Source organism: Bacteroides sp. BFG-606, from assembly GCF_024788145.1.
GTDB lineage: Bacteria > Bacteroidota > Bacteroidia > Bacteroidales > Bacteroidaceae > Bacteroides > Bacteroides vicugnae.
This window is the reverse complement of the sequence record NZ_JANUIL010000001.1, coordinates 520,001-540,187: the sequence shown is the minus strand read 5'-3', so window position 1 is coordinate 540,187 and position 20,187 is coordinate 520,001. Positions and strand designations below refer to the sequence as shown.

Genomic DNA, 20,187 nt, shown 5'->3' with positions numbered 1-20,187 from the left:
AGAATACCATGTTAGCAGATTTAACCGTAAAAGATTTCTTAGATAAAGTAGCTTGCAGTGACCCTGTGCCCGGTGGCGGCAGTATTGCCGCTTTGAATGGAGCGTTGGCTTCCTCCCTTTCTACGATGGTGGCACGGCTGACCGTAGGAAAAAAAGGATACGAAGTCAGTGAAGAAGTAATGCAGCACGCACAAACCATCACCCTCCGTTTGCTGGACGAATTTATGGCACTTATTGACAAAGATTCGGCTGCCTACAACGAAGTATTTGCCTGTTTTAAACTACCCAAAACAACCGACGAAGAGAAAGCCGCCCGAAGTACCGCTATCCAGAAGGCAACCAAACAAGCCGCCCTCGTTCCGTTGGAAGTAGCCCGCAAAGCACTGGATATGATGTCCATTATAGCCGATGTTACCCGCCTCGGCAACCGGAATGCCGTCACAGATGCCTGTGTAGCAATGATGTCCGCCCGTACCGCCGTATTGGGAGCCTTGCTGAATGTCCGTATCAACCTCGGTTCGCTCAAAGACAGAGATTTTGTCCTCCAACTGCAAACCGAAGCCGATGCCATCGAGCAAACCGTTTGCCAGAAAGAAAAAGAATTGTTGGATGCCGTAAATCAAGACCTGCGCGTATGAGTAAGAATGTATACCATATCGGTTCCGGAGCACTGACCTTCGAAATCATCGAACGGATTATAAACGAAAACCTGAAACTCGAACTAGCTCCCGAAGCCAAGTTGCGCATCCAGAAATGTCGCGACTACCTCGACCAAAAAATAGCTTCTTCCGAAGAACCGTTATACGGCATAACAACAGGTTTCGGCTCTCTATGCACTAAAAATATATCTCCCGATGAACTGGGGACCCTTCAAGAAAACCTGATAAAAAGCCATGCTTGCAGCGTAGGCGAAGAAATTCGCCCTGTCATCATCAAACTGATGATGCTTCTCAAAGCCCATGCCCTTTCATTAGGACATAGCGGCGTACAAGTTATCACCGTGCAGCGCATCCTCGATTTCTTCAATAATGACGTCATGCCTATCGTCTACGACCGCGGTTCCCTTGGAGCCTCCGGCGACCTGGCACCGCTCGCCAATCTTTTCCTTCCTCTGATAGGTGTCGGTGATGTCTACTATAAAGGAAAAAAGTGCGAAGCCATCAGCGTACTCGACGAATTTGGCTGGGAACCGGTCAAACTAATGAGCAAAGAAGGACTAGCCCTGCTGAACGGTACCCAATTTATGAGTGCCAACGGTGTGTTCGCTATGCTCAAAGCCTTTCGCCTCTCGAAAAAAGCCGACCTGATAGCCGCACTTTCCCTCGAAGCCTTTGACGGCCGTATTGACCCGTTTATGGACTGCATTCAGCAAATCCGCCCCCATCAGGGACAGATTGAGACAGGCGAAGCCTTCCGCAAACTACTGTCAGGCAGCGAACTAATCGAACGCCACAAGGAACACGTGCAAGATCCCTATTCCTTCCGCTGTATCCCGCAAGTACATGGCGCTACCAAAGATGCCATCCGCTACGTTGCCTCCGTACTGCTGACCGAAATCAATTCCGTCACGGACAACCCCACCATCTTCCCCGATGAAGACCGGATCATCTCCGGCGGAAACTTTCACGGGCAACCGCTTGCCATCTCTTATGATTTCCTTGCCATCGCTCTGGCCGAATTGGGAAATATCTCCGAACGCCGTGTCTCCCAACTGATTATGGGTCTCCGTGGGCTACCTGAATTTCTTGTAGCCAACCCCGGCCTGAACTCCGGCTTCATGATTCCGCAGTATGCCGCCGCCTCCATGGTCAGCCAGAATAAAATGTACTGCTATGCAGCTTCGAGCGATTCCATCGTCTCTTCCAACGGACAGGAAGACCATGTAAGCATGGGTGCCAATGCCGCAACCAAACTCTATAAAGTGATGGACAACCTGGAACATATCCTTGCCATCGAACTGATGAACGCCGCACAAGGCATCGACTTCCGCCGCCCGCAGAAAACCTCTCCCGTTCTTGAGCGTTTCCTCCATGCCTATCGGAAAGAAGTACCTTTTGTAAAAGATGACATCGTGATGTACAAGGAAATACATAAAACAGTCGCCTTCCTGAAGAGGACACAGATTGAATACTGACAATAAATTGATCCTTTTTCGCTTTTCGTTAATAATGGTGACTGTTATTGCCGGGTAAGTGTCGATTCTTATCGATATTTATCCGGCATTTATTGCCGGCCATCTCTTCTATTAGCGATAAAACTTTACTTCCTATATTCCTCCCTTTTACCTTTCCTCTGTGTTTGTTCCAAATTTCCTATTAACACTTGTTTTCATTTTACTCTATTGAATGATAATAAATCCCAAATGGACTATAAATAGATGGAAACTTAATTTGTTAATTGAGTTTTCTATATATCTTTGTTCCGTTTTTCCTTTGGAAATGAAGAGAAAACGAAAACTGCATTTTAATAAAATAGAAAAACGGATGATGACAGAGCATGGAAAAGACGCTTCCCAACGGGTAGAGTTAAGAGAACGGATCATAACGGCAGCAACAGAAGCTTTTACTTCAAAAGGCATCAAGAGTATTACGATGGATGACATTGCGGCAGCATTAGGAATTTCCAAACGTACGCTCTACGAAGTCTTTTCGGATAAAGAATCGTTGTTGAAAGAATGCATACTGAAGGCACAGGCAGACAGAGACAAGTATTTGCAGAAAGTCTTTGAACAGTCGCACAATGTGTTGGAAGTGATACTTGCAGTTTTTCAGAAAAGCATTGAGATGTTTCATCAGACGAACAAACGCTTTTTTGAAGACATTAAGAAATATCCCAAAGTATATGAGATGATGAAGAACCGGCAGGACAGCGATTCGATGAAAACCATGTCCTTCTTCAAAACAGGAGTAGAGCAGGGCATCTTTCGTCCGGATGTAAACTTCTCCATCGTCAATTTGCTGGTACGTGAGCAATTTGACGTGCTTTTGAATACAGACATCTGCAACGAATATCCTTTCATTGAAGTGTACGAGTCCATCATGTTTACTTATATACGCGGTATCTCCACCGAAAAAGGAGCAAGGGTACTGGAAGACTTTATACAAGAATATCGCAAGAACCGCATCGAATACTAGAGCAAAAGTGAGGTTCTATTGACAAACAAGTAAGATTAAATTAGAAATTCAGTTTATGAACAAAATGAAAAGATTGACAGGTCGGAAGATTCTTCTGGTAGCTGTGGCACTCTGCGCATTTGGTTTTGCAAAGGCACAGGACACGCAGATGGAGAAGAATACACTAACCTTAACCTTAGACAAAGCCTTGGAAATTGCATTGGATGAGAATCCGACAATGAAAGTGGCAGCAGAAGAGATCGCCTTAAAAAAAGTTGCCAGCAAGGAAGCCTGGCAGAGTCTGTTGCCGGAGGCTAGCATTGCCGGTTCCTTAGACCATACGATTAAAGCGGCTGAAATGAAATTGAACGATATGTCGTTCAAGATGGGGCAAGACGGAACGAATACCGCCAATGCCGGGTTGAGCATTAACCTGCCACTTTTTGTGCCGGGTGTTTACCGGGCTATGTCGATGACAAAGACGGATATTGAACTGGCAGTAGAGAAGTCACGTGCTTCCAAACTGGATCTGGTGAATCAGGTAAGCAAGGCTTATTATCAGTTGATGCTTGCGCAGGATAGCTATGAAGTGCTTCAGGGCAGCTATAAACTGGCAGAAGATAATTACAATGTAGTGAATGCCAAATATCAGCAGGGAACTGTGAGCGAATATGACAAGATCAGTGCGGAAGTACAGATGCGCAGCATTAAACCGAACCTGATCGCGGCAGCCAATGCGGTGACTTTGGCTAAGTTGCAGTTAAAAGTTCTGATGGGCATCACTGCCGATGTGGAGATAAAGATTAATGATAATCTGACCAACTATGAGACAACCATGTTTGTCAATCAGTTGAAAGAAGAGAATGTAAATCTGAACAACAATACCACCATGAAGCAGTTGGACTTGAACATGAAGTTGCTTGAAAAGAATGTAAAGTCTTTAAAGACGAACTTTATGCCGACTCTTTCCATGAGCTTCTCCTATCAATATCAGTCATTGTATAATCCGAATATCAATTTCTTCGATTATAACTGGAGCAACAGTTCCAGCCTGATGTTCAATATCAGCATACCTTTATATAAGGCAAGCAACTTTACGAAAGTAAAATCTGCCCGTATACAGATGCGCCAGCTCGATTGGAACCGTATCGATACGGAAAGACAGTTGAATATGCAGATTGTCAGTTGTCGCAATAATATGAGTGCCAGCACAGAGCAGGTAGTCAGCAACAAGGAAAATGTGATGCAGGCAAAGAAAGCGGTGGTGATTGCCGAAAAACGTTATGATGTGGGTAAGGGCACGGTGCTCGAACTGAACAGTTCGCAAGTGTCACTGACACAGGCGCAACTCACCTACAATCAGTCCATATACGATTACCTGGTTGCTAAGGCAGACCTCGATCAGGTGCTGGGAAAAGAATAAAGATAGACAACTAAAAAATTACAAGTAAGGAATATGAAAAGAAGTATCCAATTGGTAGCCCTGCTGTTAACTGTGTTTATGGGCTCATGTACAGGTGGAAAAGACAAAGCTGCTGCGGAACATGCCGACGCAAAGCCCATTGTGAAGCTGGCAGACGTAAAAGCTCGTCCCGTAGATCAGATACAGGATTACACAGCAACGGTGGAAGCAGAAGTAAAGAATAATATTGCACCTTCGTCTCCCGTGCGTATCGACCAGATTTTTGTGGAAGTGGGCGACCGTGTGTCCAAAGGACAGAAACTTGTGCAGATGGATGCGGCCAACCTGAAACAGGCGAAGCTGCAACTTGACAATCAGGAAATAGAATTCAACCGTATCGACGAACTATATAAAGTGGGCGGTGCGTCCAAATCTGAATGGGATGCTTCGAAGATGCAACTCGATGTGAAGAAAACCGCTTATAAGAATTTGCAGGAGAATACCTCTTTGCTAAGCCCCATCAATGGTGTGGTAACTGCACGCAACTATGATAACGGCGATATGTACAGCGGTGGAGAACCGGTCTTGGTAGTAGAACAGATCACTCCCGTGAAACTCCTGATCAATGTGTCCGAAACCTACTTTACGAAAGTGAAGAAAGGTACCCCCGTCAACGTGAAACTCGATGTATATGGAGATGAAGTATTTACAGGAACCATCAATCTGGTTTATCCGACTATAGATGCCACTACCCGTACATTCCAGGTAGAGATCAGACTGGACAATAAAGACCAGCGCGTACGTCCGGGAATGTTTGCCCGTGCCACATTAAATTTCGGAACGGCAGAAAATGTAGTTGTTCCTGATTTGGCAATTGTTAAACAGGCAGGTTCAGGCGACCGTTATGTATTCGTTTATCAAGACGGCAAGGTGTCTTATAATAAAGTCGAATTGGGTAGACGCATGGGTGCGGAGTATGAGTTGAAATCCGGTGTGCCTGATAATTCGCAGGTTGTAGTTGCCGGACAGTCACGTTTGGTGAACGGTATGGAAGTAGAGGTGGAAGCCTCTTCCAAATAGAAGGTGTAAAATTCCTTTCGCCTAATGCTTTTATTAATTAACCAGATTTATAAAACAACATGAGTTTATACGAAGGTGCGGTTAAGAAACCGATTATGACCTCCCTCTGCTTTCTGGCAGTCGTGATTTTTGGTCTTTTCTCTTTGTCCAAGTTGCCTATTGACTTGTATCCGGACATTGACACGAATACAATCATGGTGATGACCGCTTATCCCGGCGCAAGTGCCTCGGATATAGAAAATAATGTGACTCGCCCACTCGAAAATACGTTGAACGCGGTGAGCAACCTGAAACATATTACCTCCCGTTCTTCCGAGAATATGTCACTGATTACATTGGAGTTCGAGTTTGGTAACGATATTGACGTGCTGACCAATGATGTGCGCGATAAACTCGACATGGTAAGTTCGCAGCTTCCCGATGATGTCGAGAATCCGATCATCTTTAAGTTTAGTACGGACATGATTCCGATCGTGTTGCTTTCCGTACAGGCTAATGAAAGCCAGTCGGCACTTTATAAGATATTGGACGACCGTGTGGTAAATCCGCTGGCACGTATTCCGGGAGTCGGAACGGTGTCTATCAGCGGTGCGCCGCAGCGTGAGATTCAGGTATATTGCGACCCTAACAAACTGGAAGCCTATCATCTGACTATCGAAACAATCAGTTCCATTATCGGAGCCGAGAACAAGAATATTCCCGGTGGTAACTTCGATATTGGTAGTGAAACCTATGCGCTGCGTGTAGAAGGTGAGTTTGATGATTCCCGCCAGCTGGAAGATGTAGTGGTGGGTACATACAATGGGGCGAATGTCTTTCTGCGTGATGTAGCCCGTATTGTTGATACCGTGGAAGAACGTGCACAGGAAACCTATAATAATGGGGTGCAAGGTGCTATGATTGTAGTTCAGAAACAGTCGGGAGCCAATTCGGTAGAAATCTCCAAGAAAGTGGCCGACGCGCTGCCGAGGCTTCAGAAGAACCTGCCGAGCGATGTGAAGATTGGTGTCATTGTCGATACTTCGGACAACATTTTGAACACCATCGACAGTTTGACGGAGACCGTTGCTTATGCCTTGCTCTTCGTTGTCATCGTCGTGTTCCTCTTTCTGGGACGTTGGCGTGCGACGTTGATTATCTGTATCACCATTCCGCTTTCATTGATTGCCTCGTTCATCTATCTGGCGGTTAGTGGAAATACAATTAATATCATTTCGCTTTCGTCACTTTCTATCGCTATCGGTATGGTGGTGGATGATGCGATTGTGGTACTTGAAAATGTAACGACCCATATCGAGCGTGGTTCCGATCCGAAACAGGCAGCCGTGCACGGAACGAATGAGGTGGCAATCTCTGTAATCGCTTCTACACTGACCATGATTGCCGTGTTCTTCCCGTTGACGATGGTAAGCGGTATGTCCGGTGTACTTTTCAAACAGTTGGGTTGGATGATGTGTGCTATCATGTTTATTTCTACGGTCGCCGCACTATCCTTGACTCCGATGCTCTGTTCCCAGTTGCTTCGTTTGCAGAAGAAGCCGTCGAAGATGTTCAAGCTCTTCTTTACTCCGATTGAGAAAGCGCTCGACGGACTCGATACCTGGTACGCGAAAATGTTGAACTGGGCTGTACGTCACCGTCCGATTGTGATTGTGGGATGTATCGTTTTCTTCGTTATCAGTTTGTTGTGTGCAAAGGGGATTGGTACAGAGTTTTTCCCGGCACAGGATAATGCCCGTATTGCCGTACAGTTGGAACTCCCGATCGGTACACGAAAAGAGATAGCGCAGGAACTTTCAGAAAAGTTGACTAACCAATGGCTGACGAAGTATAAGGACATTATGAAAGTTTGTAACTATACGGTTGGTCAGGCTGACTCCGACAACACTTGGGCATCCATGCAGGACAACGGTTCGCATATTATCTCTTTCAACATCAGTTTGGTAGACCCGGGTGATCGTAACATTTCTTTGGAAACAGTCTGTGATGAGATGCGTGAAGATTTGAAAGCCTATCCGGAATTCAGTAAGGCGCAAGTAATCCTTGGAGGTAGTAACACAGGTATGTCCGCTCAGGCAAGTGCTGACTTTGAGGTTTACGGATACGATATGACAATGACCGATAGCGTGGCAGCCCGCCTGAAACGTGAACTGCTGAAAGTGAAAGGAGTGACTGAGGTAAATATCAGCCGTAGTGACTATCAGCCTGAATATCAGGTAGACTTCGACCGTGAGAAACTGGCGATGCATGGCTTGAATCTTTCGACTGCCGGTAACTACCTGCGTAATCGTGTCAATGGTGCGGTAGCATCTAAATATCGTGAAGACGGAGATGAATATGATATTAAAGTGCGTTACGCACCCGAATTCCGTACAAGTCTGGAAAGTCTGGAAAATATCCTCATTTATAATGCGCAAGGACAATCCGTTCGTGTGAAAGATGTCGGAAAGGTAGTCGAACGTTTTGCACCTCCTACCATCGAACGTAAAGACCGTGAACGTATCGTGACCGTTTCCGCCGTAATCTCCGGAGCTCCGCTGGGCGACGTGGTGGCTGCCGGAAATAAGGTGATAGATAAAATGGATCTTCCGGGAGAAGTCACTATCCAGATTTCCGGTTCGTACGAAGACCAGCAGGATTCGTTCCGCGATTTGGGAACACTTGCCATCCTGATTGTCATTCTCGTATTTATCGTGATGGCAGCACAGTTCGAGTCACTGACTTATCCGTTCATTATCATGTTCTCACTGCCGTTTGCGTTTAGTGGTGTTTTGATGGCATTGTTCTTTACGAACAGCACATTGAGCGTCATGAGTTTGTTGGGAGGTATCATGTTGATTGGTATTGTGGTGAAGAACGGTATTGTGCTTATCGACTACATCACCCTTTGCCGGGAACGTGGACTTGCAGTGTTGAACTCTGTGGTAACAGCTGGTAAGAGCCGTCTTCGTCCGGTATTAATGACTACTGCCACTACCGTGCTCGGTATGATTCCGATGGCTATCGGTGGCGGTCAGGGTTCTGAAATGTGGAGTCCGATGGCGATTGCCGTCATCGGTGGTCTGACAGTATCTACTGTGTTGACATTGATTTTGATTCCTACTTTATATTGCGTATTTGCAGGAACGGGTATCAAGAACCAGCGTCGCAAACTTCGCCGTAAACGTGATTTGGATGTTTACTTTCAGGAGAATAAAGACAGCATTATTAAGAAATAACAAAAAAAGAAATATGAAATCAGTATTGATAACATTCGACCAGGCTTATTACGAACGAATCATGGCGTTACTCGACCGTTTGGGATGTCGTGGTTTTACCTACCTCGAAAAAGTACAGGGGCGTGGTTCGAAGACAGGTGATCCGCATTTCGGAAGCCATGCCTGGCCAAGTATGTGTTCGGCTATCCTGACGGTAGTAGATGATAGCAAAGTCGATCCGCTGCTGGACACCTTGCATAAGATGGACTTACAGACGGAGCAATTAGGCCTGCGCGCATTTGTGTGGAACATTGAACGGACCATTTAAGAACGATCCGGTAGATAGATAAAAAGGAAAGGGGAATCTAATAAATAATGTAGATTCTCCTTTCTTTTTGTGGCTTTTATCTATCTTTGCGGTCGTTTTGGATTTTAGGAACATGATGGAGATAATAAAGAATTATTTGAAATATTCGTTGTGGTTTGTACTGATTGTATTTGCAGCCTTACTCGGGCTTCATTGGCTTCCGGTATTGACTATTGACGGACACACGATGAGGCGTGTAGACCTTTTGAGCGATCTTCGTTACCCCGAATCGGAGACTGCTGCAGCTGATTCGGACAGCATCCCTTTGCCTCCTGTTGTAAAACCGGCTTTTGTGGATACCTGCCGTGCGGGCATGACTTGCATAGAAGATTACAGTGATTCCACCCTCCGGGGAATGGCTCCTTTCTATGAAGCACTCGACCGTGTCTCTTCCGCTGACTCCGCTGACAAACAGGTACGCATTGCCGTATTCGGAGACTCTTTTATCGAAGCGGATATATTTACGGCCGACTTGCGCGAAATGCTTCAGAAACAATTCGGCGGTTGCGGTGTAGGTTTTGTCACCATCACTTCCATGACCAGCGGTTATCGTCCTACGGTGCGGCATACATTTGGCGGATGGTCCAGCCATGCGGTAACAGACAGCGTGTATTTCGACAAGAAGAAACAAGGAATTTCCGGACACTATTTCGTCCCCCGAAACGGAGCTTATGTAGAACTGCGCGGACAAAATAAATATGCCTCCCTGCTCGATACTTGTCAGCGTGCCTCCATCTTTTTTATAATAAAGATTCTGTTCTTCTTTCTGCCCGTGTGAACAAAGGAGAAAACAAGAATTACTCTTTAGGTCCTTCCGATGGATTACAGCAAATTCAGATGGACGGACACATCGGTTCTATCCGTTGGACAGTAGATCGTGCGGACTCTACCCTGTTCTATGGCTTGGCAATGGATGGAAAGAAAGGAATCATTCTCGATAACTTCTCGTTGCGTGGCAGTTCCGGTCTTTCCCTGCGTGGTATTCCGGTACAAATGCTGAAGCAGTTTAACCGCCAACGTCCTTATGATCTGATTATCCTCGAATATGGCTTGAATGTAGCTACCGAACGGGGGCGCAATTATGATAATTACCAGAAAGGATTGATTACTGCTATCGAGCATCTGAAAGAATGTTTCCCACAAGCGGGAATCCTGTTGTTGAGCGTCGGTGACCGTGATTATAAAAACGAAAACGGTGAACTCCGTACTATGCCCGGTGTCAAGAATCTGATTCGTTATCAGCAGAACATAGCTGCCGAAAGCGGCATTGCATTCTGGAATATGTTTGATGCAATGGGTGGAGACGGCAGTATGGCAAAACTCGTCCATGCCAAACCTTCTATGGCAAACTATGATTATACGCATATAAACTTCCGTGGCGGTAAACATTTGGCAGGATTGCTTTATGAAACCATGATCTATGGTAAGGAACAATACGACAGGAGGCGTGCTTATGAGAAGGAGTAATCTGCTGTTCATCTTTGTTCTTATTTTCTCCGGTCTGTTAAGTAGCCCTTGTTTTCTTACAGAAACAATTGCGCAAGACCGTATGCCTGTATGCCCTCCATTGGGAAAGACTGCAAAGCGGATAAAGCCTTTACGGGAAATGAATTGGGCGAATGATACGATCAACGTACAAATAGCCTTCCCTGCAGCTTTTCGCGAAACCGGACGGAATGAGATTATTGACAGCATTGCTCTGTTGGCTCCCGTCTTTGAACATCTCCGCCAGGTACGTGCCGGACTCTCCGAAGATACAGTCCGCATCGTTCATATTGGCGATAGCCACGTGCGTGGACATATCTATCCTCAAACCACCGGTGCCCGTTTGACAGAAACCTTTGGCGCCATTTCTTATATTGATAAAGGCGTCAACGGAGCTACTTGCCTAACATTTACCCATCCGGATCGTATTGCCGAAATTGTTGCCTTGAAACCCGAATTGCTGATTCTCTCTTTCGGAACCAATGAAAGCCATAACCGGCGTTATAATATAAATGTGCACTACAATCAGATGGATGAACTTGTGAAACTGTTGCGCGACAGTCTTCCTAATATCCCTATTCTTCTGACTACCCCTCCCGGTTCCTATGAAAGTTTCCGGCAACGGAGGCGTAGACGCACGTATGCCATCAATCCCCGTACGGCAACAGCAGCGGAAACCATCCGCCGTTATGCAAAAGACCATCGCCTGCTCGTGTGGGATATGTACGATGTAGTCGGAGGGAAGCGTCGTGCCTGCACCAACTGGACAGAGGCAAACCTGATGCGTCCCGATCATGTACATTATTTACCTGAAGGATACATCCTGCAAGGAAATTTATTATACCAAGCACTTATACAAGCATATAATGACTATGTTTCCCATTGATATAGATTTCAGTAGACTAAAAGAGGTACTTACCTACGATCCGCAAGCCCCGATGATATTCAGCAGCGGTATCTTCCTTTGGCTGTTCGCTGCTTTCATGGTGGTGTATGTGTTGTTACAACGTAAATACACTGCCCGTATCTTGTTTGTCACCCTCTTTTCCTATTATTTCTACTACAAGAGTAGCGGCACATATTTCTTTCTGCTTGCTATAGTCACCGTTGCCGACTTCTTTCTTGCACAGCTAATGGACCGTGCAGAGGGGTATTGGAAACGTAAAGGATTAGTCGCTTTGAGTCTGAGTGTCAATCTGGGACTTCTTGTCTATTTCAAATATACCAATTTCCTCGGTGGAGTGATAGCGTCATTGATGGGAGGAGAGTTTACCGCTCTTGATATATTCCTGCCGGTCGGTATCTCCTTCTTCACTTTCCAGTCGTTAAGCTACACCATCGACGTTTACCGGAGAGATATAAAGCCTTTGACCAATCTTCTGGATTATGCTTTTTACGTATCTTTCTTTCCCCAGTTGGTAGCGGGACCTATCGTGCGTGCCCGCGACTTTATCCCGCAAATCCGGAAACCTCTCTTTGTTTCGCAGGAGATGTTCGGCCGCGGAATCTTTCTGATCGTATCCGGTCTTTTCAAGAAAGCCATTATCTCCGATTATATCAGCATCAACTTTGTAGAACGTATTTTTGATAATCCTACTCTCTATTCGGGGGTTGAGAATCTGATGGGAGTGTATGGTTATGCTTTACAGATTTACTGCGACTTTTCCGGATATAGTGACATGGCTATCGGTATCGCTTTATTGTTGGGCTTTCATTTCAATCTCAACTTTAATTCTCCTTATAAGTCTGCCTCCATTACCGAATTCTGGCGTCGTTGGCACATCTCTTTGTCCAGTTGGCTGCGGGATTATCTGTATATCTCTTTAGGAGGAAACCGGAAAGGCAAGTTCCGGCAATATCTGAATCTTATCATTACCATGTTTCTGGGTGGATTGTGGCATGGTGCATCTTGGAACTTCGTTCTTTGGGGAACTTTCCACGGTGTTGCTTTAGCATTGCATAAAATGTGGATGACTATCACCGGGCGTAAGAAAGGAGAACAAAGTTATGGTTGGCGGCGTGTGTTCGGAGTGATTATTACTTTTCATTTTGTCTGCTTCTGCTGGATTTTCTTCCGTAATGCCGATTTTCAGAACTCAATGGATATGCTAGGACAGATATTCACTACTTTCCGTCCGCAACTGTTCCCACAGTTACTTGAAGGATATTGGAAAGTATTCGCATTAATGTTGCTCGGCTTCCTGCTTCATTTTGCTCCTGATAGCTGGGAAAATGCAGCTTGCCGGGGAGTGATCCGTCTGCCTTTCGTAGGAAAAGCAGTATTGATGGTAGCGTTGATTTACCTTGTTATTCAGATGAAGAGTTCGGAGATTCAGCCGTTTATTTATTTCCAGTTCTGATCCGCCTTCTTTTTAATATCCGGTTAAAGCTGTAATTGGAATATTTTTCCTTTCTTTGTGAAAGGAAAATATAAACATTCTGCTTTATGGAAAACTCTTTCAGTTATCAGCCGGCAGCCGGTCGCTACGAACAGATGCCATATAAATATTGTGGCAAGAGTGGCTTGCAGTTACCTCTAATCTCTTTGGGATTGTGGCATAATTTCGGTAGTGTGGACAATTTCAATGTAGCAACCGACATGATTAAGTATGCTTTCGATCACGGTGTTACTCATTTTGACTTGGCAAATAATTACGGTCCTGCTCCCGGAAGTGCCGAAGTAAATTTCGGACGAATCTTGAAAGAAAACTTTCAAGGCTACCGGGATGAAATGATTATCTCTTCCAAGGCCGGTCATGACATGTGGGCAGGTCCTTATGGCGGAAATAGCTCTCGAAAAAATCTGATGGCGAGCATTGACCAAAGTCTTTGCCGGACAGGTTTGGAGTATTTTGATATCTTTTATAGTCATCGTTATGACGGAGTCACTCCAGTTGAAGAAACCATTCAGACATTGATTGATATTGTGAAGCAAGGTAAAGCATTGTATATCGGAATTTCTAAATATCCTCCCGAACAAGCCCGTGTTGCCTATGAGATGATGGCAAAAGCCGGTGTTCCCTGTCTTATCAGCCAATATCGATATAGTATGTTCGATCGTGCGGTTGAGGCTGAATCACTTCCTTTAGCAGCGGAGTACGGTTCCGGCTTCATAGCTTTCTCTCCTTTGGCACAAGGATTATTGACCGATAAATATCTGAACGGCATTCCGGAAGGTTCCCGTGCTGCCCGTTCTTCGGGTTTTCTTCAACAATCTCAAGTGACGCATGAAAAGGTAGAAGCTGCCCGTCAATTAAATGAAATAGCCCGCCGCCGTGGGCAAACGCTGGCTGAAATGGCTTTGGCATGGGTGCTGAAAGACGAAAGGATGACATCGGTGATTGTAGGTGCAAGTTCTGTGAATCAGTTGGCCGACAATTTGAAAGCGCTGGAACATTTGGAGTTTACGGCAGACGAGTTGAAAGAAATAGAGCAAATTTTACCCGGATAAATTCAGCCTGATTCATAAGGAGGTGTCGTATTTACAATTTGAATTCAGCAGTCTCCGTTGAATTCAGCTTCTGCAAACGTTTTTTCATATTCATTTCTCATGTTCTCATAAATGATATGATAATAGTTTGTAAATCAATGATATAATACTATGAGAAATGAACTGTGAAATGGCATTTCTCATAGTATTTCCATCATTTACCCCTAAAAAAGATGCATTTCTCATAGGTTTCAAATCATTTCTCATCTTATTCTCATACTCCTTCTTATTTGTTTTGCTCATTTCTCATACATGATGGCTGCAGCTTTTCCCGGACTCTCGCCGGACTTACGATTATTCCTTTCCCTATGTCGTTTATTAATCAACTTCATATTGTTTACTGCTTTCCTGTGTATCATTCACCTTATATCTTACTGTTTTCCCTTACTCACTGCTATTTCTTCCTGCTACTATCTGTATCATTGCACTCGAGTGAACAGATCATTCCACTCTAGTGGACGGTTCTTTCTACTCTAGTGCACAGGCCTGTCCACTGGAGTGGAACGATATAGATGCCGGTAGGAAAATATGCGAATATCTGCTCTATATACTTCCAATAAGCACTGATAATATATTGTAAATAGGTGCATGGTCTGGTATTCAACTTGGTCTTTAGCTTAGGATCTAGCTTGAGAATTTATAGTATAAATAGTCAAAATACTATGAGAAATACCTTGAAAAGGTATGAGAAATGCGTTGTTTTATGGACAAAATGCTGGTAATACTATGAGAAATGCTATTTTCTATTTTATTTCTCATAGTGTTATGTCTTTGATTTACAAGATATTATTATGTGCGTTATGAGAACATGAGAAATGAAAATGAAAAATCGTTTCTAGTAGAATGTCAGATTCGTGTTTTTTATATGATATAGACTAGATTAATTGATAAAGCATATCTTTTTTCTGTCAAAATTGTTTGTTTAATAGATATTTATTTCTACTTTTGTCATAGTTTACTTTCGAGCGAAGGAAGTAGCTTTTTAATCATTTTATTGAGAACGGTTATTTATTATATATCTCTCCAAAAGAATCCGCTAATTTTTTTCCTGGGGATTGTAATAAGTGTCGGGTCTCACGCATCTTTTGTATATATACTTTGTTATATACTCAATTGGGCGTGGGGCTATCACTTATGCATCTGGGAAGGGTCTTAGCGGATACCATTTGGAGGGCGTAAGTAGATAGTTCCCACGTTCTCTTTTTATATAAACCTCGCACCACCGGGAACTGATGTGGTAATTCATATAAACTATGTGCGGAGACTTTAATCGTATCATCATTCAGCTATCGCAGCATCCTGTTGTGAACAAATCTTTCTCTGATTTAACCTGTACCGAATGCGAACAGGCGTATGTCTTGATAAATGAATTGATTAGTTTATCAGTAGAAGAAGATTATACCCTATTGGATTATATTCAGATGGCACGCCTGAAGTATTATCTCGGTGAGCTTTCTTGCAAGATATATTCTGTAAAGGAAGATGCCGCCCTTCATTATGGTAGCGCCCTTCATTTATTGGAGAAAGGCGGTCTCGATCTGAGCCTAAAGAAATGGATTGAACTTGTCAGCCTGCGTATGGAGGAATAAATCGTCGTTGCATTTCAATTCTGCATTTCCTGACGTATGTTTGCCTCATTTCTTTTTGCATATACTTGATTGAATAATCCTGTATATGCAAAAATCATCATGTCTTATAATCCGGTTTTGGTATATTTTATATGGCACTTCTCTTTTCTCTTATGATTTTCTTCTTAATTTATCTTTGCCTTACGCTCGCCCGCGTGTGATATAATAATGTGTAGCTCTCCGGTTGTTTCCGCGCACAATCTATCTGTAACTTAAAAATATGTTCTACAACATCGTTCTTCCTCAGCACTTTAGCAAATGTATTCAAAAATAATTAGAAAAAATAGTTTGATATATTTGGATTGTATACCAAAAGGGGCTACTTTTGCACCCGCTTTCCAAGAGAAGAAAGCCTTGATAAATTGACTTCGTGAAAAAGTGGAATCCCACTTAAAGAAAAGAACAAAAAACTTCCGAAAAAGTTTGGAGTATAATAAATAAAGTTCTTATCTTTGCAGTCCGATTCGCAAAGAAAAACGGCAAGAGTTATTCTTTCATACATTCTTTCCCTTTCGCATAGAGAGCCAGAGAAATTGAGTAAAAAGAAAAACTGAAAAAAAACTTCCGAAAAAGTTTGGTAGTTAAAAATAAAGCCCTTACCTTTGCACCCGCTTTTAAAACGAAAGCAACAAGTTCTTTGAAATATTGATAAACAATACAAGTAGTACAAGTAAAAATAGAACCGTCAATGCTTGTCTTATGAAGTAGCGATACAATTAAGACTAATAGGTATTTGAATAAGGTCAATAAAATTACGGCGTCCTGAACAGAGCAAAAAGATCATCTTAACTGATGATAAAAATACTTTTACAATGAAGAGTTTGATCCTGGCTCAGGATGAACGCTAGCTACAGGCTTAACACATGCAAGTCGAGGGGCAGCATTTCATTTTGCTTGCAAAGTGAAGATGGCGACCGGCGCACGGGTGAGTAACACGTATCCAACCTGCCGATAACTCGGGGATAGCCTTTCGAAAGAAAGATTAATATCCGATAGCATATCAATCCCGCATGAGATTGATATTAAAGAATTTCGGTTATCGATGGGGATGCGTTCCATTAGTTTGTTGGCGGGGTAACGGCCCACCAAGACTACGATGGATAGGGGTTCTGAGAGGAAGGTCCCCCACATTGGAACTGAGACACGGTCCAAACTCCTACGGGAGGCAGCAGTGAGGAATATTGGTCAATGGACGTAAGTCTGAACCAGCCAAGTAGCGTGAAGGATGACTGCCCTATGGGTTGTAAACTTCTTTTATATGGGAATAAAGTTTTCCACGTGTGGAATTTTGTATGTACCATATGAATAAGGATCGGCTAACTCCGTGCCAGCAGCCGCGGTAATACGGAGGATCCGAGCGTTATCCGGATTTATTGGGTTTAAAGGGAGCGTAGGTGGATTGTTAAGTCAGTTGTGAAAGTTTGCGGCTCAACCGTAAAATTGCAGTTGAAACTGGTAGTCTTGAGTACAGTAGAGGTGGGCGGAATTCGTGGTGTAGCGGTGAAATGCTTAGATATCACGAAGAACTCCGATTGCGAAGGCAGCTCACTAGACTGTTACTGACACTGATGCTCGAAAGTGTGGGTATCAAACAGGATTAGATACCCTGGTAGTCCACACAGTAAACGATGAATACTCGCTGTTTGCGATATACAGTAAGCGGCCAAGCGAAAGCATTAAGTATTCCACCTGGGGAGTACGCCGGCAACGGTGAAACTCAAAGGAATTGACGGGGGCCCGCACAAGCGGAGGAACATGTGGTTTAATTCGATGATACGCGAGGAACCTTACCCGGGCTTAAATTGCATTTGAATATGTAGGAAACTATATAGCCGCAAGGCAAATGTGAAGGTGCTGCATGGTTGTCGTCAGCTCGTGCCGTGAGGTGTCGGCTTAAGTGCCATAACGAGCGCAACCCTTATCTTCAGTTACTAACAGGTCATGCTGAGGACTCTGGAGAGACTGCCGTCGTAAGATGTGAGGAAGGTGGGGATGACGTCAAATCAGCACGGCCCTTACGTCCGGGGCTACACACGTGTTACAATGGGGGGTACAGAAGGCAGCTACCTGGTGACAGGATGCTAATCCCAAAAACCTCTCTCAGTTCGGATCGAAGTCTGCAACCCGACTTCGTGAAGCTGGATTCGCTAGTAATCGCGCATCAGCCATGGCGCGGTGAATACGTTCCCGGGCCTTGTACACACCGCCCGTCAAGCCATGAAAGCCGGGGGTACCTGAAGTACGTAACCGCAAGGAGCGTCCTAGGGTAAAACTGGTAATTGGGGCTAAGTCGTAACAAGGTAGCCGTACCGGAAGGTGCGGCTGGAACACCTCCTTTCTGGAGCGATGTCGTAACTGTCACCTAAACGTGACAGCCACTTAAAGACTTTAAAGGTTCTGTTTTTTGTACTACTGGTACTTGTTTATTTATAATATATAGATCAACCATCTATAGAAGTATAGATAGAGATAAACAAGAGAAAAAAGAAGCCGAGTCTAACATACAGGTAGACAAGGTTGAACTAGTCCTATAGCTCAGTTGGTTAGAGCGCTACACTGATAATGTAGAGGTCGGCAGTTCAACTCTGCCTGGGACTACCAAGCTCAAGAACGAAGGAATGACGCGTCAGCGGAATGCAGCAATTCTTGATAACCTCTTGGGGGATTAGCTCAGCTGGCTAGAGCATCTGCCTTGCACGCAGAGGGTCAACGGTTCGAATCCGTTATTCTCCACGATCTCTGAAAAAGAGAAACGATCTTTGACATGATGTACAAAAAGTAAAATTTTAGTAAGAGCTAAAAGTATATATCAAACCGTACGTGATTGATATTGTCATTGAGTATTATTTTTAAATTCTCAATTCTCAATTTTCAATTTAAGAAGTTTGAAAGAAAGTAAGCAAGGGCGCATGGCGGATGCCTTGGCTCTCGGAGGCGATGAAGGACGTGATAAGCTGCGATAAGCTTCGGGCAGGTGCAAATAACCTTTGATCCGAAGATTTCCGAATGGGACAACCCGGCATTCTGAAGGAATGTCATCCATCCTAGATGGAAGCTAACGCAGGGAACTGAAACATCTTAGTACCTGTAGGAAAAGAAAATAATAATGATTCCCCTAGTAGTGGCGAGCGAACGGGGATTAGCCCAAACCAATGTTGTTACGGCAATATTGGGGTTGTAGGACCACGACATCGCAAGACATTTCATGAGTAGAACCCTTTGGAAAATGGGACCATAGACGGTGATAGTCCGGTATACGAAGTGAAACGAAGCGTAGTGGTATCCTGAGTAGCGCGGGACACGAGAAATCTTGCGTGAATCTGCCGGGACCATCCGGTAAGGCTAAATACTCCCGAGAGACCGATAGCGAACCAGTACTGTGAAGGAAAGGTGAAAAGCACTTCGAATAGAAGAGTGAAATAGTCCCTGAAACCGTGCGCCTACAAGCGGTCGGAGCTGCGTCAGCAGTGACGGCGTGCCTTTTGCATAATGAACCTACGAGTTACTTTTTCCGGCAAGGTTAAGTGTCTCAAGACATGAAGCCGAAGCGAAAGCGAGTCTGAACAGGGCGATTAGTCGGAAGGAGTAGACGCGAAACCAAGTGATCTACCCTTGGTCAGGTTGAAGGTTAGGTAACACTAACTGGAGGACCGAACCGATAAGCGTTGAAAAGCTTCCGGATGAACTGAGGGTGGGGGTGAAAGGCTAATCAAACTTGGAGATAGCTCGTACTCCCCGAAATGCATTTAGGTGCAGCCTTGGGAATTACTACTGTGAGGTAGAGCGACTGATAAGATGCGAGGGCTTCACCGCCTATCAAGTCTTGATAAACTCCGAATGCGCAGTAGTTCGATCCCAGGAGTGAGGGCATGGGTGCTAAGGTCCATGTCCTAAAGGAGAAGAATCCAGACCATCAGCTAAGGTCCCGAAATAATTGCTAAGTTGAACTAACGAAGTCAGATTGCTAAGACAGCTAGGATGTTGGCTTGGAAGCAGCCATTCATTTAAAGAGTGCGTAACAGCTCACTAGTCGAGGAGTTTGGCGTGGATAATAATCGGGCATCAAGCAATTTACCGAAGCTATGGGATCCGTAAGGATCGGTAGGGGAGCATTCCACTCCGCGTCGAAGGTGAAGCGTGAGCTTTGCTGGAGCGTGTGGAAAAGCAAATGTAGGTATAAGTAACGATAAAGGGGGTGAGAAACCCCCTCGCCGAAAGACTAAGGTTTCCTGATCAACGCTAATCGGATCAGGGTTAGTCGGGTCCTAAGGCTCAGCCGAACGGTGAGGCCGATGGCAGAACAGGTTAATATTCCTGTACTACCTTAAAGAGTGACGTGGAGACGGAGGAGTGACAGCGCCGCGGACTGACGGAATAGTCCGTTGAAGGGTGTAGATGTTGATTGCGGCAGGCAAATCCACCGCA

The 20,187-nt window shown here is 44.6% G+C and carries 11 protein-coding genes, 2 tRNA genes, 2 rRNA genes and 1 pseudogene (1 of these 16 running past the window's edge); all 16 read left to right on the top strand.

The annotated features are described in order from the left end of the window. The first annotated feature begins 8 nt into the window (after positions 1 to 8). Entirely contained in the window at positions 9 to 638 is a 630-nt protein-coding gene (locus tag NXV01_RS02120) for a cyclodeaminase/cyclohydrolase family protein (RefSeq protein WP_259021638.1), read from the top strand. Continuing rightward, positions 635 to 2,134 (top strand): histidine ammonia-lyase, encoded by a 1,500-nt coding sequence (hutH, locus tag NXV01_RS02115; protein WP_148365512.1) that lies wholly within the window; start codon positions 635 to 637, stop codon positions 2,132 to 2,134. The genes NXV01_RS02120 and hutH overlap by 4 nt, the downstream gene beginning before the upstream one ends. Before the next feature lie 349 nt (positions 2,135 to 2,483). Beyond that, on the top strand, positions 2,484 to 3,134 hold the full coding sequence (locus NXV01_RS02110; protein WP_148365511.1) for a TetR/AcrR family transcriptional regulator: 651 nt from the start codon (positions 2,484 to 2,486) through the stop codon (positions 3,132 to 3,134). Positions 3,135 to 3,189: 55 nt separating this feature from the next. Next, complete coding sequence (locus NXV01_RS02105; protein WP_148365510.1) at positions 3,190 to 4,536, top strand: TolC family protein; 1,347 nt, start codon at positions 3,190 to 3,192, stop codon at positions 4,534 to 4,536. 33 nt (positions 4,537 to 4,569) lie between these two features. After that, a complete protein-coding gene (locus NXV01_RS02100) occupies positions 4,570 to 5,595 on the top strand; it encodes an efflux RND transporter periplasmic adaptor subunit (protein WP_195649632.1) in 1,026 nt (341 codons plus the stop codon). 59 nt (positions 5,596 to 5,654) lie between these two features. Then, on the top strand, positions 5,655 to 8,813 hold the full coding sequence (locus NXV01_RS02095; RefSeq protein WP_148365508.1) for an efflux RND transporter permease subunit: 3,159 nt from the start codon (positions 5,655 to 5,657) through the stop codon (positions 8,811 to 8,813). 13 nt (positions 8,814 to 8,826) lie between these two features. Beyond that, a complete protein-coding gene (locus tag NXV01_RS02090; RefSeq protein WP_005675458.1) occupies positions 8,827 to 9,120 on the top strand; it encodes a PG0541 family transporter-associated protein in 294 nt (97 codons plus the stop codon). 115 nt (positions 9,121 to 9,235) lie between these two features. Continuing rightward, a pseudogene (locus tag NXV01_RS02085) lies at positions 9,236 to 10,626 on the top strand (SGNH/GDSL hydrolase family protein). After that, positions 10,580 to 11,530, top strand: coding sequence for an SGNH/GDSL hydrolase family protein (locus NXV01_RS02080; RefSeq protein WP_371826263.1), 951 nt, complete (start codon positions 10,580 to 10,582; stop codon positions 11,528 to 11,530). The pseudogene NXV01_RS02085 and the gene NXV01_RS02080 overlap by 47 nt, the downstream one beginning before the upstream one ends. After that, entirely contained in the window at positions 11,517 to 13,004 is a 1,488-nt protein-coding gene (locus NXV01_RS02075; protein ID WP_195649646.1) for an MBOAT family protein, read from the top strand. The genes NXV01_RS02080 and NXV01_RS02075 overlap by 14 nt, the downstream gene beginning before the upstream one ends. A gap of 86 nt (positions 13,005 to 13,090) precedes the next feature. Further along, complete coding sequence (locus tag NXV01_RS02070) at positions 13,091 to 14,095, top strand: aldo/keto reductase (RefSeq protein ID WP_259021637.1); 1,005 nt, start codon at positions 13,091 to 13,093, stop codon at positions 14,093 to 14,095. 1,292 nt (positions 14,096 to 15,387) lie between these two features. Further along, the gene (locus NXV01_RS02065; protein WP_004327208.1) at positions 15,388 to 15,723 is read left to right on the top strand and encodes a hypothetical protein; all 336 of its coding nucleotides are present in this window, start codon (positions 15,388 to 15,390) and stop codon (positions 15,721 to 15,723) included. An 848-nt stretch (positions 15,724 to 16,571) separates the two neighbouring features. After that, positions 16,572 to 18,100 (top strand): 16S ribosomal RNA (locus NXV01_RS02060). Between the two features lie 186 nt (positions 18,101 to 18,286). Next, a tRNA-Ile gene (locus NXV01_RS02055) sits at positions 18,287 to 18,363 on the top strand. 58 nt (positions 18,364 to 18,421) lie between these two features. Beyond that, positions 18,422 to 18,495: transfer RNA gene (locus tag NXV01_RS02050), tRNA-Ala, on the top strand. A 156-nt stretch (positions 18,496 to 18,651) separates the two neighbouring features. Further along, positions 18,652 to 20,187: ribosomal RNA gene (locus NXV01_RS02045) — 23S ribosomal RNA — on the top strand (it continues 1,344 nt past the right edge of the window). Together the 16S and 23S rRNA genes with 2 tRNA genes alongside form the textbook arrangement of a ribosomal RNA operon.

Bases quoted from the DNA above. Each gene is read 5' to 3' on its own strand.
- NXV01_RS02120 (WP_259021638.1), top strand. From the start codon at position 9: ATGTTAGCAGATTTAACCGTAAAAGATTTCTTAGATAAAGTAGCTTGC.
- hutH (WP_148365512.1), top strand. From the start codon at position 635: ATGAGTAAGAATGTATACCATATCGGTTCCGGAGCACTGACCTTCGAA.
- NXV01_RS02110 (WP_148365511.1), top strand. From the start codon at position 2,484: ATGATGACAGAGCATGGAAAAGACGCTTCCCAACGGGTAGAGTTAAGA.
- NXV01_RS02105 (WP_148365510.1), top strand. From the start codon at position 3,190: ATGAACAAAATGAAAAGATTGACAGGTCGGAAGATTCTTCTGGTAGCT.
- NXV01_RS02100 (WP_195649632.1), top strand. From the start codon at position 4,570: ATGAAAAGAAGTATCCAATTGGTAGCCCTGCTGTTAACTGTGTTTATG.
- NXV01_RS02095 (WP_148365508.1), top strand. From the start codon at position 5,655: ATGAGTTTATACGAAGGTGCGGTTAAGAAACCGATTATGACCTCCCTC.
- NXV01_RS02090 (WP_005675458.1), top strand. From the start codon at position 8,827: ATGAAATCAGTATTGATAACATTCGACCAGGCTTATTACGAACGAATC.
- NXV01_RS02080 (WP_371826263.1), top strand. From the start codon at position 10,580: ATGGTAAGGAACAATACGACAGGAGGCGTGCTTATGAGAAGGAGTAAT.
- NXV01_RS02075 (WP_195649646.1), top strand. From the start codon at position 11,517: ATGTTTCCCATTGATATAGATTTCAGTAGACTAAAAGAGGTACTTACC.
- NXV01_RS02070 (WP_259021637.1), top strand. From the start codon at position 13,091: ATGGAAAACTCTTTCAGTTATCAGCCGGCAGCCGGTCGCTACGAACAG.
- NXV01_RS02065 (WP_004327208.1), top strand. From the start codon at position 15,388: ATGTGCGGAGACTTTAATCGTATCATCATTCAGCTATCGCAGCATCCT.